Annotated in this window: 11 protein-coding genes and 1 pseudogene; 3 read left to right on the top strand and 9 right to left on the bottom strand. The window is 59.3% G+C overall.

All coding sequences use genetic code 11. The annotated features are described in order from the left end of the window. The first annotated feature begins 80 nt into the window (after positions 1-80). A complete protein-coding gene (locus QMG15_RS07385) occupies positions 81-1,991 on the top strand; it encodes a PhoX family phosphatase (RefSeq protein ID WP_281788052.1) in 1,911 nt (636 codons plus the stop codon). Positions 1,992-2,004: 13 nt separating this feature from the next. Here QMG15_RS07385 and QMG15_RS07380 read toward each other — a convergent pair whose 3' ends face one another. The 6 genes and pseudogenes from QMG15_RS07380 to QMG15_RS07355 all read right to left on the bottom strand — a co-directional run. Beyond that, on the bottom strand, positions 2,005-3,369 hold the full coding sequence (locus QMG15_RS07380; RefSeq protein ID WP_281788051.1) for a protein kinase: 1,365 nt from the start codon (positions 3,367-3,369) through the stop codon (positions 2,005-2,007). A gap of 16 nt (positions 3,370-3,385) precedes the next feature. Further along, entirely contained in the window at positions 3,386-4,759 is a 1,374-nt protein-coding gene (chrA, locus tag QMG15_RS07375) for a chromate efflux transporter (protein WP_281788050.1), read from the bottom strand. Further along, positions 4,756-6,426 carry an FAD-dependent 5-carboxymethylaminomethyl-2-thiouridine(34) oxidoreductase MnmC gene (gene mnmC / locus QMG15_RS07370; RefSeq protein ID WP_281788049.1) on the bottom strand — a complete coding sequence of 557 codons (1,671 nt, stop codon included), beginning with the start codon at positions 6,424-6,426 and terminating at the stop codon, positions 4,756-4,758. Before mnmC ends, chrA begins: the two co-directional genes overlap by 4 nt. Before the next feature lie 6 nt (positions 6,427-6,432). Continuing rightward, the gene (locus QMG15_RS07365) at positions 6,433-6,705 is read right to left on the bottom strand and encodes an oxidative damage protection protein (RefSeq protein WP_104797267.1); all 273 of its coding nucleotides are present in this window, start codon (positions 6,703-6,705) and stop codon (positions 6,433-6,435) included. 56 nt (positions 6,706-6,761) lie between these two features. Next, positions 6,762-8,336 (bottom strand): rhodanese homology domain-containing protein, encoded by a 1,575-nt coding sequence (locus tag QMG15_RS07360; protein ID WP_281790100.1) that lies wholly within the window; start codon positions 8,334-8,336, stop codon positions 6,762-6,764. A 135-nt stretch (positions 8,337-8,471) separates the two neighbouring features. Beyond that, positions 8,472-8,954 (bottom strand): annotated as a pseudogene (locus QMG15_RS07355) (cysteine dioxygenase); the annotation flags it as partial. A gap of 101 nt (positions 8,955-9,055) precedes the next feature. Here QMG15_RS07355 and QMG15_RS07350 point away from each other — a divergent pair. Beyond that, positions 9,056-9,583 carry a disulfide bond formation protein B gene (locus tag QMG15_RS07350; protein ID WP_281790099.1) on the top strand — a complete coding sequence of 176 codons (528 nt, stop codon included), beginning with the start codon at positions 9,056-9,058 and terminating at the stop codon, positions 9,581-9,583. Positions 9,584-9,627: 44 nt separating this feature from the next. Here QMG15_RS07350 and argA read toward each other — a convergent pair whose 3' ends face one another. Beyond that, positions 9,628-10,977, bottom strand: coding sequence for an amino-acid N-acetyltransferase (argA, locus tag QMG15_RS07345; protein WP_281788048.1), 1,350 nt, complete (start codon positions 10,975-10,977; stop codon positions 9,628-9,630). 68 nt (positions 10,978-11,045) lie between these two features. Here argA and hrpA point away from each other — a divergent pair, with 68 nt between their 5' ends. After that, positions 11,046-15,245: an ATP-dependent RNA helicase HrpA gene (hrpA, locus tag QMG15_RS07340; protein WP_281788047.1), complete on the top strand. Its 4,200-nt coding sequence runs from the start codon at positions 11,046-11,048 to the stop codon at positions 15,243-15,245. 1 nt (position 15,246) lies between these two features. On the opposite strand, the gene QMG15_RS07335 is transcribed toward hrpA, so the two are convergent. Beyond that, entirely contained in the window at positions 15,247-15,582 is a 336-nt protein-coding gene (locus tag QMG15_RS07335) for a helix-turn-helix domain-containing protein (RefSeq protein ID WP_281788046.1), read from the bottom strand. Then, a complete protein-coding gene (locus QMG15_RS07330) occupies positions 15,557-15,838 on the bottom strand; it encodes a BrnT family toxin (RefSeq protein ID WP_281788045.1) in 282 nt (93 codons plus the stop codon). Before QMG15_RS07330 ends, QMG15_RS07335 begins: the two co-directional genes overlap by 26 nt. Between the last annotated feature and the right edge of the window lie 142 nt (positions 15,839-15,980).

Here is a 15,980-nt window from a genome sequence, read left to right as displayed (position 1 = left end):
TTTATTCATGACAATCTTATGTCATTGCTTTGTCATGAATTGCGCTTAAAGTTTGCGTCACTTATTTCATTGAGGCTGCTATGAATACCTTTGACGAAAACGACCAACGCAACCATCCACGTCCGGAGGACACTGATTTCAGCCGCATGGTGAACACCCTGTTGAGCCGTCGCCAATTGCTGGGCGCGGCAGGGGCGGGTGTGGGCTTGTTCTTGGGCGGTCAAGGCTTGGCGCACGCGGCCCCCGCAAGCGCGAGCGCTGGCCCACGCATTGGTTTCACACCCATTGCCGCTAATTCTTTGGACACCATCACCGTGCCAGCAGGCTACCAGTGGCGCGTGTTGGCTTCGTGGGGCGATGCCATCCTGCCTGGTGGCACTGCGTTTGACCCCGCCACGCGTGGGACAGCCATCAGCCAAAGCCTATCCATTGGCGATAACAACGATGGCATGAGCTTTTTCAGCTTGGGCGCTGACCACGGTGTGATTGCCGTCAACAACGAATACGCCAATTACGAATACTTGTTTGTTAACGGCCGTTGCAACAGCATCGAAGATACCCGCAAAGCACAAGCGGCCCATGGTGTGAGCGTGTTTGAAGTGCGTCGCATGGGTGGCGTGTGGAAGCTGCAACCCCAGGCTCGCCTGAACCGTCGCATCACGGCCAACACCGACATGCGTTTGAGCGGCCCTGCCGCAGGCAGCGCTTTGTTGAAAACCCAAGCCGACCCCACAGGCACCGTGGCCTTGGGCACGTTCAACAACTGCGCCAATGGCCGCACGCCGTGGGGCACGTACTTGACTTGCGAAGAAAACTTCAACGGTTACTTTGGCAGTGCCGAAAGCTTGCCTCAGAATGTGGCTGAGAGCGCCGCTTTCAAACGCTACGGCATCAGTGCCAAAGGCGCGGGCCTGAACTGGCACCCCTTCGATGGCCGATTCGATTTAGCCAAGAATCCCAACGAACCCAACCGTTTTGGCTGGGTGGTCGAGATTGACCCGATGGACCCCACCAGCACGCCCATCAAGCGCACGGCCTTGGGCCGCGTCAAACATGAGAACGCCGAGGTGGTGGTGAACGCCGACGGCCATGTGGTGGTCTACATGGGCGACGACGAAAAGGGCGAGCACATTTACAAATTTGTGTCTGCTAAAAAGTTCGATGCCAAGAATCCAAAAGCCAATCGCGACTTGTTGGACGAAGGTACCTTGTACGTGGCGCGCTTCACCACGGTGGACGGCAAAGCGCAAGGCGAGGGCGAATGGCTAGAGTTGACCCACGGCAAAAATGGCTTGACGGCAGAGGCGGGTTTCAAAGACCAAGCCGAGGTGTTGGTCCACACGCGTTTGGCTGCCACCGTGGTGGGCGCCACCACCATGGACCGCCCTGAGTGGATTGCCGTGCATCCCACGCAAGCGCAGGTGTACGTGACCCTCACCAACAACAGCGACCGTGGTGCTAAGCCCAACCAAGCGGTGAACGGTCCCAACCCACGCGCCAAAAACGTGTACGGCCAAATCGTGCGTTGGACGCCCAAGGGCAACGACCACACGGCCAACTCATTCACGTGGGACATCTTTGCGTTGGCGGGTAACCCCACGCTGCACAAAGACGCCTATGCAGGCTCGGCCAACATCACGCCCGACAACATGTTCAACAGCCCTGACGGTTTGGCATTTGACCGCGATGGTCGCTTGTGGATTCAAACCGATGGCGACTACAGCAATGCCAAAGACTTTGCAGGTATGGGCAACAACCAAATGCTGTGCGCCAATCCTGTGACGGGCGACATCCAACGTTTCTTGGTGGGGCCGGTGGCATGTGAAATCACAGGTCTTGCGTTCACACCTGACCAGAAGACGATGTTTGTGGGTATTCAACACCCAGGTGAAAAGTTGGCGCCTTCGCACTTTCCGCAAGGAGGCGATGCAGTGCCGCGCTCGTCCATCATCGCCATCTCACGTCGCGATGGTGGCGTGGTGGGCGCTTAACGATTCAAGCGTTTCAGTGGCTCAAGGCCTCTAGCTCGGCGCGCACCTGCGCCAAGCTAGGGCGCTGGGATGGTGTGTCGTGCAAACATCGTTGCGCGAGTTGGGCCAAGGCTTGGCGTTGGTGGGTATGTGATGAAGGCGTCACTGCGCTTGCTTCTGTCTGTGAATCAACGGACGTGGCATCGCACTGCATCGCCAGTTCTTCTAGCAAACAACCCAAAGCACGCACTTCGAGTTTTTCCAAACCTTGTGCGAGTGCTGCATCGTTCACATCAAAAAATGCCGCAGCGCCAAAGTCGCTCAAAAGGGCATTGCCTTCAGACGTGTGCAAGATGTTGTGCGCGTACAAGTCGCCATGCAAGATGCCGCGTGCGTGCAAGTGCTGCGTGGCGGATGCCATGCCAAGTGCCATGCGCAGTGTGGCGTGCCAGCCAAAACGTTTGCCATTTGGGTACACATCTCGTGTGCAGCTCTCTAAGCTGGGTGGCCCTGCGAGGTTGCCAAACTCTGGCGAAATCAGCGGCATGACCAAGGCTTGCTTGTTCTCTGGATGCTCGGTCACCCGTGCCATGGCCGACACCACATGCGGATGCACGCCTGCGTGCATGCACGCGGCCATTTCGCAGTCGGGCAAACCATCGCTGGTGACGGCGCCTTTGAACAACTTCACCGCTACGGCTTGTTCACCTTCGCGAGTCCACAGAGTGGCTTGGTGAATCACACCAGACGCGCCTTCACCCAGTTGGTGTTGCAGTTGTAACTGAGACCACGCGATGTGCTGCATGGGCGCGTTAGCGATAGCGGCTGATTCCAAGTGTTCGCAGAATGGGTTGCCTGCGTAGGCCAGCCAAGTCAAGCGTGGCATGTTGAGCAGCCAGCTGGGAAATTCAGTCAGCTGGTTCGCGGAGATACGGAGGAGTTCTAAGCGACTGCAATTGGCCAACTCTGGCGGCAAGCAGCGCAATTGATTACCTGCCAATGCGAGCTTTTGCATCTGCGTGCATTGCCCAATTTCAGCAGGCAATGTGGTCAACGCGTTGTCCGTGAGGATGAGCCAACGCAACAGCGGCGGCAAAGCCTTGGGCGACACCTGCGCGATGCGGTTGGCTTTGAAGCCCACCATGCTGAGCTGCTGGCATTGGCCCAGCACTTCGGGTAATTCGGTGAACGGGTTGTCGGAGCAAAAAATCACGCGTAGCTTGTGTAAGCGTGGCAGGTCATCGGGCAGGGCGCTCAGTTGGTTGCCCGATAAATCTAAGATTTCTAGCGAATCGGCCAGTTCAAAAATTTCGCGTGGAAATTCGGTCAAGCCGCAGCGCAGTTGCAAGCGCTGAATGCCTGTCAGTTCGCCACGACGCAGTTGTTCAAGGGTGTGCATGCTTCAGCGCAAGGAGTTAAAGCGGAATGAGCTTGACGGCCAAACCCACCAAGGCGCACAGGGTGATGACTTCCATCACGCCGCGTTTGTATTTGAACAAGGCCACTGCCGCCGCGATGGCAATGAGTGCCGAGCGCACATCAAACGTGCCTGCGAAACCTTCGGGCCACAATAGGTGGTAGCCAAAGAACAAAGCGAGGTTGAGCACCACGCCGACCACCGCCGCAGTGATGGCGGTGAGGGGCGCTGTGAACTTGAGGTTGCGGTGCGTGCTCTCCACCAACGGGCCGCCCGCCAAGATGAAGATGAACGAGGGCAAGAACGTGAACCACGTCACGAGGCACGCGGCCAAGGTGCCTGCGGCGAACAAACTCTCAGGCCCCAGCAACGCTTTGACATAACCACCGATGAACGCCACAAACGCCACCACCATGATGAGCGGACCGGGGGTGGTTTCGCCCAAGGCCAAGCCGTCCATCATTTGCGTGGGCGTGACCCAGCCAAACTGGCTGACTGCGCCTTGGTACACATAGGGCAGCACGGCATATGCGCCACCAAAGGTGAGCATGGCCGCTTTGGTGAAGAACCAACCCATTTGCGTGAAGCTTTGGTCCCAGCCAAATACCGCACACAGCACACCCATGGGCACAGCCCACAACACGGCACCGGCCAACAATACGTGCGCCAAACCTGCGTAGCTGAAATGCGCGTGTGCAGGTGTGGGCGTGTGGTCGTCAATCAAGGCAGGGCCATACGAAGCCTTGGAGGCACCATGCCCACCGCCGGTTTGGAAGGTGTGAGGCGACACGCGGCCACCCATATAGCCCACGGCAGCCGCCACACCCACGATGAGCGGAAACGGCACATCGAGTGCAAAGATGGCCACAAACGATGCGGCGGCGATGGCCCACAACACGTTGTTCTTCAGCGCACGCGAACCAATGCGATGTGCCGCTTGCACCACGATGGCCGTGACCGCAGGCTTGATGCCAAAGAACAAACCGGCCACCCAAGGCACATCGCCAAACGCGATGTACACCCACGACAACGCGATGAGGATGAGCAAGGATGGCAACACAAACAAAGCCCCCGCCACCACACCACCCCAACGCTTGTGCATGAGCCAGCCGATGTAGGTCACCAGCTGTTGCGCCTCAGGACCTGGCAACACCATGCAGTAGTTGAGCGCGTGCAAAAAACGTCGCTCAGACAACCAACGGCGACGCTCGACCAGCTCTTGATGGAGGATGGCAATTTGCCCCGCAGGCCCTCCAAAACTGATGAACCCGAGCTTGAGCCAAAACCAAAAGGCGTTGGCCAGGCTGACAGGGGCAGGGGCTTGCATGTCTGACGCGGCAGTGCTTGGTTTGTCGTGTGAGGTTTGTGTCATTTTTTGAACCGCGTGGCATCTAAAAACTTAGCCAATCGTGCTTCGATGGGCAAAGGCTCGCCATGCCATTGTGCGGCCAGCAATTCACCGCACAACAAGCCCAGTGTCAAACCGCGCGAGCCCATGGCGGCATTCATGTACACGCCCTCGGGTGTGTTGGGCACGCGTCCCGTCATGGGCAAGCGGTCGTGCACGCCGCAGCGCACACCAGCCCAGCCGTGTACGCGTGGGGCATCTGTGCCTACCGTCGCAAACAAGGGGGCCAGTGCTGCAGCGGTGTCTGGCTCTAAAGCCTGCAAGCGTTCTAAGTTCTCAGCATGGTCGGCATCCAGTAAACGGGCGTCGCCGTTGATGCGGTCATACGTGGCGCCGGTGTACCAAGCGGGTCCGTCGGGCGAGGTGATGTTGTGCACAAAGCTGCCATTGCCGTTCACCGGTGTGGCGGGCATGTACGCACCCGCAGGTACATCGGCCATCAAGCCCCAAGACACTTGTCCGCGTAGCGGGTTGATGTGCGGCGCGCAGCCGTCTTCTGTTGCGGTGGCGATGAGTGCTGCAGAGCCAGGGCCTGCAGCCAGCACCACGCGTGATGATTCGGCTAAGACCTTGCCGCCTTGCAGAATTTGCCACTTTGATGCGCTTGTGTTTGCAAGGTGATCGGGGTTTGTTGTCTGCGGTGTTGGTGCGTTGGAAGCCTTGTGCTTCTCGTGTGTGATGCACTTGAGTGCATCCACTTTCGCGTGGCCTTGCCAACGGATGTTGGGATGGTTGAGCAACGCACGCACCAATTGCGCAGGCCTGAGCCACGCGCCGTGTGGGTGCCAATACGCGTCATCGGGGGCGGGCGGTGGTGCTTTGTGTGTCCAGTCGTTCGCGGTGTGGGTGTGCTCGTGGAGCCAGCTCAGGGGCACACCACCGCGTCGGGTTTTGCCGGGCAGGCGGCGTTCACGCACGCCGGTGCAACCCCAATCCACACCTTCGGTCAGCAACAAGCGCATGGTTTGTTCCATGAGTCGCAAGCCCGCACGCGAGAGACGTGACACACCACTGTCGTCGTGCGAGGTGTGTGGCGCGACCACGCCCACGGGCAAGCCCGATGCACCCGCAGCAGGCGCATCCCCTGCATCCAGCACCGTCACTTGCCAGCCGCGTTCGGCCAGTGCGCGTGCCGTGCCTGCGCCTGCAATGCCTGCACCGATGATGGTGACGGTGCGCTCGCTCAAAGCGGGGGCATCGACAGGTGGGGTGCACAGGCCCGTGGGATGTGCGCGCAGCACGTCGGCAAACTCGGGCCAGTCTTCGTGTTGACCCACGCACAGCGTGAGCGAAAGGCGGGCATGGCTGTGCGAATTCTGTGACGTTGCAGTCGTGTGGCGGCGTGCATCGCCATTCAGCGCAAACCGCAAGCGATGTATGCCAGGCAGCAAGCCCCAGCATTGATCGGCCAGTTGTTGTGCGAATGAAAGAAGCTCTGGGTGTGCAGCGGCAGTTGTTAGCAATGCATCTGCTTTTAACGGCTGTGTGGTGTGCGCCACCACATGCAAGTGGGCGGGGCGTGCCGCATCGGCGGCCCAGTCGTGCCATAACGCAAGAAAAGCCAGCTCGTCAAAGCTGGCTTGGGTGTGGCACCAGCTGTTACAGCCGTGCCATGCGTTGCGACGCGTCACGCAGGTTTATGCGCTCGGCGGCACGTAGCCTTGCACAGCGTCCGCGCCGTCGCCAAAGAAATGTTTTTCCATTTGACGCTTCAGGTATTCACGGGCGCGCAGGTCGGCCAAGTTCAAACGGTTTTCGTTCACCAACATGGTTTGTTGCTTGATCCAATCGGCCCAAGCTTGTTTGCTGACGCTTTCCCAAATGCGCTTGCCCAGCTCGCCTGGGTAGGGTGGCAAATCGAGGCCCTCTGCTTCGGTGCCGAGTTTGATGCATTGAACGGTGCGTGACATGTGATGTGCTTTTCTGTGATCAGGGTTAAAAACTTCAGGCAAGACTGTAGCAATATTTAAATCACCCTGAAATGGTGGGTGCCATCGCGGGCGAGTTGTTCGACCAAACCAAACTCCCAGTCGAGGTAGCCCTGCATGGCTTCCACGGGGTTGTTGGTGCCCTCGTAGGGGCGGCGGTAGCGGTCAACGCGCTCAACGGCCATTTGGTGGTCGCCGGTTTGCAGCTTGCCACCTGCGGCCAGCCAAGCGGCGTTGCCGCCTTCCAGCCACACCACGTCCACGCCAGCTTTGGCCAGTGCTTGCACATCGGTCACGGCAAAGCGTGACACGCTGCCGTTTTGGCAGGTCAACACATAGCGGTAGCCTTTGTGGGCGGCCGCCAGTGATTCTTTGAGCTGCGTGCGCAGCACCCACCACGCGCTGTGGATGTGGCCTTGGATGTATTGGGCGCTGGTGCTGAAGTCCAGCACCACGGTGTGGCTGTTGCGGTCGGCCAGCCAAGCTTTGACTTGTTCGACGTTGACGGACGTGACCTTGCCTTGCGTCTCAGGCACTCGCAGCGACGGTGTGTCGGTGTGTGTGAAGTCTTCGGCGGTGAGACCTGCTACCACGTACACCTCCCAACCCATCTGGGCCAGCCACGAGGCAGACATGTTGGCACGCGTACCGTCGGTGTCGCACAGCACGATGCGTGCGCCGCGCACGGCGGCTTGGTGGTCGGTCTCTTGCACCAGTTGACCGCCGGGGGCGCTGCGTGCGCCTGCCACATGGCCTGCTGCGTACTCTTCGGGGGTGCGCACATCAAAGAAATAGGTGGTGCGTGTGTTGTCTGCCAGCCAAGTGTTGAGCTCATCCATGCGCACGCGTTTCACACCGGCTCGCATGGCCACGGCAAATGCGCTGGCCGCTGCTTTGGTGCGGGTGGCATCGTCCACTTCGGGGAAATGCTCGCTTGCGCCTTTGACCAGTTCTTGGCCGGCCAGTGTCCAACCAATCGTGCCGTTGCGCAGGGCGCTCACGGGGTTGGGGATGCCCGAGTTGATGAGCGACTGCGTGCCGATGATGCTGCGTGTGCGGCCCGCGCAGTTGACGATGATGCGCGTGGTGGCATTGGGCGCGAGTGCGCGGGCACGCAACACCAGCTCAGCGCCTGGCACGCTGATGCCGCTGGGAATGCTCATGGTTTGGTATTCGTCAAAACGGCGTGCGTCCATGACCACCACATTGGCTTTGGCGTCGATGAGGGCTTTGACTTCTTGCGCTGACAGAGACGGTGTGTGGCGCTTGGACTCGACCAACTCACCAAACGACTTGCTAGGCACGTTGACATCGCGGAACACTTCGCCGCCTGCGTCTTGCCAGCCTTTGAGGCCACCGGCGAGCAGATGCACGTTGGTGTAGCCCATGCGTTTCAAGGTGCGGGCTGCGGGCAGGGCGAGGTCGTCGCCATTGAACGCGGTGCCGTACACCACGATGAAGGTGTCGAGACGCGGGATGCGCGTCCAGGCATCGGCTTCGATGCGGCCCAGTGGCAAGTTGGCTGCGAACAGTGGGTGGCATTGGGCGAAGGGGTCTTCCTCGCGCACGTCGAGGATCGCGATTTCTTGGCGTTGCAAGAGGGTTTCGCGAATGCGGGCGTAGGCAGCGAGGGGAAACTCAAGCGGCGCTTCAGCCTTGGCATTGCTGTAACCAGAAATAAATTCTTTCACCGTGCCGTCTTCATGGAACACATGGCGGCTCACCTTGCCAATGTTGGCGCCATACACATGGATGCTGATGGAGGCTTGGTCACTCAGCGCGTTCCACACGCGGTGCACATCGCCAATGGTGGGCGACACGGCTTCGACATGGCCGTGCTCCAGGCGGGTTTGTTCTCCGCTGGGTTGCCAATGGCCTTGCGCATTTTTGGCAAAAGGCTGGCACAGCTCAGCGCCGCGCAACATGCCAATCAAGCCCCACACGGTGTGGTCGTGGATGGGTGTGGCTTGGCCGGGGCCCCACACAAAGCTGACCACCGAAAAACGGTCATCAGGGTCGGCATAAAGCAAAAACTGTTGGTAGCGCTCGGGGTTGGGCTGGGCGTACTGGTCAGGCAGCCAATCGTCTTGGGTCACCAGCTCGGCCAGCAGGGTTTTGCCGCTCGCCAAAATGGCGGCTTCGTCAGAGGTGCTGGTGAGCAAGGCATCCAGCTGGGTGACGAAGTTGTGTAAACGGGGTGTATCGGCGAGCTGTGGCGTGCGTAAAGTCATGGCTTTGTATCGTGTAATGTGCGCTGGTCGCGTCTGCTCTGATTGTTTCACAGCGACAATCAAGCCTAGCCCCTTTGGAGACAGTTGTGTTTGTAAAACTTTTGGATAGTCCTCGCCGCGTTTGCTTGTTCATCTTCTTGGTGTGTGCGGGTTTGCTGAGCTTTGGCATGTATTTACAGCATGTGGTGGGTTTAGAGCCATGCCCCATGTGCATCGTGCAGCGTTATGTGATGGTGTTGATGGGTTTGGTGGCCTTGTTGGGCGCAGGCTTGTCCGGGCGCAAAACCTCGCTGGTCGTGGGCAGCTGGTTGGTGTTGCTCGCAGGCAGCGGTGCCTATGTGGCAGCACGCCAAACATGGCTGCAGTGGTACCCGCCCGAGGTGGTGTCGTGTGGCCGCGACTTCTACGGCATGATTGAAACTTTCCCACTGCAACGCGCCATTCCCATGATCTTCAAAGGTGGTGGTGATTGCTCAAAAGTCGATTGGACTTTCTTGGGTGGCTCGATTGCCAACTGGTCGTTTGTGGCGTTTGTGGGTTTGGGGCTGTTGGCCTTGGCCACCGTAGCTCTCTTGCTGTATCAACCGGTGACGACTGACGAAAACGCGACCGAAGACGTGGCGTCATAAACTGACATTTGCTAAATAAAAACGGGGCTTGTTAGCCCCGTTTTTTATGACAGCTTTTTCACCAAGACCAAGCTCTTGCGGTCCCAGTTGTATTTGCGCTTGCGGGCTTCGGGTAACCAATCGGGGTCGACCTGCATAAAACCGCGTTTCAAGAACCAATGTTTGGTGCGCGTGGTCAACACAAAAATGCTCTTGAGGCCTTTGTTACGGGCGCGCTGTTCGATGCGCTTCAAGATCTTTTCACCATCGCCTTGACCTTGCGATTGGGGTGACACGGTGAGTGCCGCCATCTCAGCGGTTTGGGCTTCGGGGTAGGGGTACAGCGCGGCGCAGGCAAAGATCACGCCGTCATGCTCAATGACGGTGTATTGGCCCACATCACGCTCAATCTCATTGCGGTCGCGTTTGACCAGCGAGCCGTCTTTCTCAAAGGGTTCAATCAGTTGCAAGATACCGCCCACATCTTCGTGTGTGGCTTCGCGAAGTTCTTCCAGCTTCTCGTCCACCACCATGGTGCCGATGCCGTCATGCATGTACACCTCCAGCAGCAGCGAACCATCCACCGCAAACGGCAAGATGTGGCTACGCTCCACGCCCGTCTCACAGGCCTTCACGCAGTGCTGCAAGTAAAACGCAATGTCGGAGGGGTCTGTGGTGTGGGGCAGGGTGGCCAGCAGTTTTTTGGCTGCGTCCAAAGGCAACTCGGTGTCGATGGGGTTGTCTTCGCTGGCAGGCTCCGCAGGGTTGATGCGAATACCCGGGGTTTCGGTCACAAACAGCAGTTTGTCAGCTTGCAAAGCGGTGGCCACAGACGTGGCTACTTCTTCCATGGTCAGGTTGAACGCTTCGCCGGTCGGTGAGAAGCCAAACGGCGAGATGAGCACCATGGAGCCCGAGGCGAGGGTTTGGGTGATGCCCGCCACGTCCACTTTGCGCACGAGGCCTGAGTGTTGAAAGTCCACGCCGTCCAAGATGCCCACAGGGCGAGCGGTGATGAAGTTGCCAGAAATCACGCGCACCGTGGCACCTGCCATGGGCGTGTTGGGCAGGGCTTGGCTGAAAGCGGCTTCAATCTCAAAGCGCAGTTGGCCTGCGGCTTCTTGTGCGCAGTCGAGGGCCACGCCGTCAGTGATGCGCATGCCGTGTGAGTAGTGGGGCACGTGGCCTTTGGCGGCCAGTTGCTCGTTCACCTGTGGGCGAAAGCCGTGCACCAACACAATGCGCACGCCCATGCTTTGGATGAGCGCCAAGTCTTGTGCCAAGTTGGGCAGCTTGCCTGCGGCAATGGCCTCGCCCGCGATGCCGACCACAAAGGTCTTGCCGCGATGCATGTGAATGTAGGGCGCGACCGAACGGAACCAAGGCACAAAGGTGAAGTCAAAAACGGCGGACATGTGGGCTGGTTTGTGGCGGGTAAGTGGGTGAGCGTGTTCGGTGGAAGCCGGACGGGGATAATTGCGGATTGTCTATCAAGTTAGTGCCTGTTTTGTCCACGTCCGTTCCCTTCCAGATTGAATTTCCAGAATCGTTGCCCGTCTCGGCCAGACGCGAGGAAATCATGGCCGCCATGCAGGCCCACCAAGTGGTCATCGTGTGTGGCGAAACGGGCTCTGGCAAAACCACGCAGCTGCCCAAAATGGCGCTGGCTCTGGGCCGCGGGCAAGGGCGCGAATTGGGGGCCAACCCCAAGCCTGGGCAACGCAAACAAATCATTGGCCACACGCAGCCGCGCCGCATTGCCGCCAGTTCGGTGGCCAAGCGCATTGCCGAAGAGCTGAACACGCCCTTGGGCGATGTGGTGGGTTTCAAGGTGCGGTTTCAAGACCGACTGAGCAAAGACGCTTCGGTCAAGTTGATGACCGACGGCATCTTGCTGGCCGAAACCCAAACCGACCCGCTGCTCAAAGCCTACGACACCATCATCATTGACGAGGCCCACGAGCGCAGCCTGAACATCGACTTTCTGCTGGGCTACTTGCGCGAAATCTTGCCGCGCAGGCCGGACCTCAAAATCATCGTCACCTCGGCCACGATTGACGCCGACCGGTTTGCGCAGCACTTTGCGTCGATGAGGCCGGCGCAGGGCCGCCCCAAGGCGGGCTCAGCCCCCTCGGGGGGCAGCGACCCACACGAAGTGGGGGAGCGTGGGGGCATGGTGTTATGCCCCGCGCCAGTCTTGATGGTCTCGGGCCGCACCTTTCCCGTGGAGATGCGCTATCGCCCCTTCGAAGAAAGCCGTGATTACGACTTGAATAACGCCATTTCTGACGGCGTGGACGAGCTGTGGAGCAACCCCTCGCAGCAAGGTGACATCTTGGTGTTTTTGCCTGGCGAGCGCGAGATTCGCGAAGCCGCCGACCACCTGCGCGCGCACCTGAGCCACTCGCCCGTGATGCGCAGCGCTGAAGTGCTGCCGCTGTTCGCGCGCCTGTCCAGCGCCGAGCAAGACCGCGTGTTCGACACGCGTGGCGGGCGCCGCATTGTGCTGGCCACCAACGTGGCTGAAACCTCGCTGACCGTGCCTGGCATTCGTTATGTGATTGATGCAGGCACCGCCCGCGTGAAGCGTTACAGCTGGCGCAGCAAGGTGGAGCAGTTGATGGTCGAGCCCATCAGCCAAGCCGCGGCCAACCAACGCGCAGGCCGATGTGGTCGCGTGGCCAACGGCATTTGCATTCGCTTGTACGACGAAGTGGATTTCAACGGCAGAACGAAATTCACCGACCCCGAAATTTTGCGCAGCTCGCTGGCCGGTGTGATCTTGCGCATGAAGTCGCTGCATTTGGGCAACGTGGAGCAGTTCCCGTTCTTGGAGGCGCCACGCCCCAAAGCCATCGCCGACGGCTACCAACTTTTGAGCGAACTCGGTGCGGTGGATGACGACAACGAACTCACGCCCATGGGCCGCGAGTTGTCCAGACTGCCCCTCGACCCGCGCGTGGGTCGCATGATTTTGGAAGCGCGTGACCGCAACGCTTTAGACGAAGTGTTGGTCATCGCCTCGGCCTTGAGCGTGCAAGATGTGCGTGACCGCCCGATGGAAGCGCAGGCTGCCGCCGACCAAGCGCACGCCAAGTTTGACGACGACCGCAGCGAATTCAGCGGCTACCTCAACCTCTGGCATTGGCTAGACAACGCACGCGGCGGCAAGCCGCATGCACCCGCTGCCGTCAACGCGCAGAGCATGGGCAAGCTGCAACTCGGCGGCAAGCCACAGGCTCACAAACAAGGCACCATCCAAGTGGGGGCAACCGGCGTGCCTGCCGTGCACAAGCTGAGCAACCGCCAATACGAAGCGCTGTTGCGTCAAAACTTCATCAACGTGCGCCGTGTGCGCGAATGGCGCGATACCCACTCGCAGTTGTTGACCGTGGTGACGGAGCACAAATGGCGCTTGAACACCTTGCCCGCCAGTTACGAGCAGCTGCATTTGTCTATGTTGGCGGGCTTGCTGGGCAACGTGGGCTGCAAGCTCGAACCCGCCGCAGGGCAAACCAGCAGCAACGAATATTTGGGTGCGCGCAGCATCAAGTTTTACCCGCACCCCGGCGCGCACTTGCGCAAGAAGCCGGGGCGCTGGTTGGTGGTGGCTGAGTTGGTCGAGACCACGCGCTTGTTTGGCCGTGGCATCGCCGCCATCGAGCCGCAGTGGTTAGAGCAAGTGGGCAGCCATTTGCTGAAAAAACAATTGCTCGACCCACATTGGGAAAAGAAAGCGGGCGAAGTCAAAGCCCTAGAGCGCGCCACCTTGTACGGCTTGGTGGTCTACAACGGCCGCCGCGTCAGTTACAGCAAAGTGGACTTGGCCGGCGCACGCGAAATCTTCATCCGCGAAGCTTTGGTGGCGGGCGAGCTTGACACCAAGCTGCCGTTCTTGGCTGCCAACCAAAAGCTCATCGCGCAAGTGGAAGAGCTAGAACACAAGTCGCGCCGCCAAGACGTGTTGGTGGACGACGCGCTGATTTACGCCTTTTACGACCAGCAGTTGCCCGCCGACGTGTGCGGCTTGGTGACGCTGGAAAGCTGGTACCGCGACGAGGTGAAACGCCAGCCCAAGCTGCTGCACCTCAGTCGCGAAGAGCTGATGCGCCACCAAGCCGCGGGCATCACCACGCAAGCGTTTCCGAAGACGCTGCGTATGGGCGGTGTGGACTGCGCGGCCGATTATTTGCACGAACCCGGCGACGCCAAAGACGGCCTGACCGTGACCGTGCCGCTGTTTGTGCTGAACCAAGTCAGCGAAGAACGCGCCGAGTGGTTGGTGCCGGGCATGCTGAACCAAAAAATTCACGCCTTACTCAAAACCTTGCACCAACGCCCTCGCTCGCGTTTGGTGCCGTTGCCTGACAGCGCCGCCCGCTTGACCGAGGCTTTGTCGGCTGACGTGGTGTTTGGTTCTGGGCCGTTGGTGGATGCCTTGCTCAAGCTGGTGCGCGATGCCACCCAAGTGGACGTGAAGCGCGCCGACTTCAAGCTCGACATGCTGGCCCAGCACCTGTTCATGAACTTTCGGGTGGTGGACGAACACGGGCGCCAGTTGGGCCACGGTCGCAACTTGGGCGCGTTGAAAGCCGAGTTGGGCAGCCAAGCGCGTGGTGCGTTTCAGGCGTTGGCGGCTTTGAAAGGTGTGGGTACTTTGAGTGCTGGCGTTGGTGCGGGCGTTGACGGAGCTGCGGCGTTGGCTGATGGGGAGCCGCGGGTTCCTCATGCCTCACAGAAATCGTCACCCGCGGCTCCCCATCAGCCAACACCTTCTGGTCGTGTGGCGTCTGTTGCTGCGTCTGCTGCTCAGCGTTACACCAGCTGGACTTTTGGCGAGCTGCCCGAGTTGATGGAGATCACCAAAGGCAACCAAACCCTCATTGGCTTTCCGGCCTTGGTGGATGTGGGCGACGCCGTGTGCATCGAGGTGTTTGACGAGCCCGAAGTGGCCGCGACCAAACACCGTGCGGGCCTGCGCCGCTTGTTTGCCATGCAGATCAAAGACGCGCTCAAGTACTTGGAGAAAAACTTACCCGACCTGCAAAAAATGTCGGTCGCGTACATGATGGTCGGCAAGTCGCCTGACGGCTCAGGCGGCGGCACCGCCGAAGAACTGAAACAGCAAATTTTGGATGTGGCTTTGGATCGCGCCTTCTTGCTCGACCCACTTCCAACAAGCGAGGCCGATTTCAAACGCCGTCTCGACGAAGGCCGAGGCCGATTGACATTGATTGCCAACGAAGTAGCCCGTTTGGCCGCCACCGTGCTGACCGAATTTGCCGCTGCCAACCGCAAAGTCAAAGACACCAAAACCAGTCCCGACAGCGTGGCCGACGCCGCTCAGCAACTGCAGCGCTTGGTGGGCAAACGCTTCATCACCGACACGCCATTTAGCCAGCTGCAACACTTTGCCCGCTACCTCAAAGCCGTGGTGCTACGCCTCGACAAACTGCGCGCCGACCCCGCACGCGATGCCGCCAAACTGGCCGAACTCAAACCGCTGGAGCAAAAGTATTGGCGCTTGGTGGCCGAGCGCAAAGGCGTGACCGATGCGCGCATGCAAGAGTTCAGGTGGCTATTGGAAGAGCTGCGTGTGAGCTTCTTCGCGCAAGAGCTGCGCACGCCTCAGCCGGTGAGTGTGAAGCGACTGGATAAGGCTTGGCAGCAGTTGAGTTATTGATTTAATGCAACGCCGCCAGCGCTGCCTCTGGTGCTTTGTCCAACACTTTGAGCAAGGCCTTGGCTGCACCCGTTGGGCTGCGCTTGCCTTGTTCCCAGTTGCGGATGGTTTCTAACGACACATCAATACGCGTGGCAAATTCGGCTTGGCTAAAGCCCAAGCGGCGGCGTACGCGGCGTGCAAATTTGGCAGCGTCTTGCATGGCTGCTGCATCGTCTTGTGCCGCGTGCTGTGCGATTTGAGTTTCTGTGGTGGCGTCAAGCTTGGCCGTGTTCACCCGACCCATGCGTTTGGTGCTGGGGGTGTTGGGTTCAATCTTCATGCGTACCGTTTTCATAGTGCTTGACCTCTCGTGCATTGGCTTTACGAGCTGAGATGATGCGTGTGGCTTGCGGGCGAGGTGTATAGACCACCACAAATATCCGCAAGTCGATTGCGCCTAGCAACTGAAAGCGTTCTTCACCGTAGCTGTGCCGCAGGTCTGCGCGGATGAGGCGCTTCGGGTCGAAGAAAGCTTGGGCCGCATAGGCAAAGTCAAAACCGCGTTCGTCAAAACAAGCATCGCTTTTGGCTTCATCCCATTCGAAATTCATGGCAAGTGTAGGCCAATGGCCTACCTTTGGCAATCTCCCAAAAGTTAATTTGGGTCAGGTCGAGCTCCGAGCCCCGAGCCCCTCGTTATTGAACGTGCAGAGTTTGTACTTCTGTACAGGCTGGGGCTATGTAAGCGGCGAT

It is taken from the genome of Limnohabitans sp. INBF002, from assembly GCF_027924905.1.
In the GTDB taxonomy this organism is placed as follows: domain Bacteria; phylum Pseudomonadota; class Gammaproteobacteria; order Burkholderiales; family Burkholderiaceae_C; genus Limnohabitans.
This window is presented reverse-complemented; position numbering and strand designations above follow the sequence as displayed.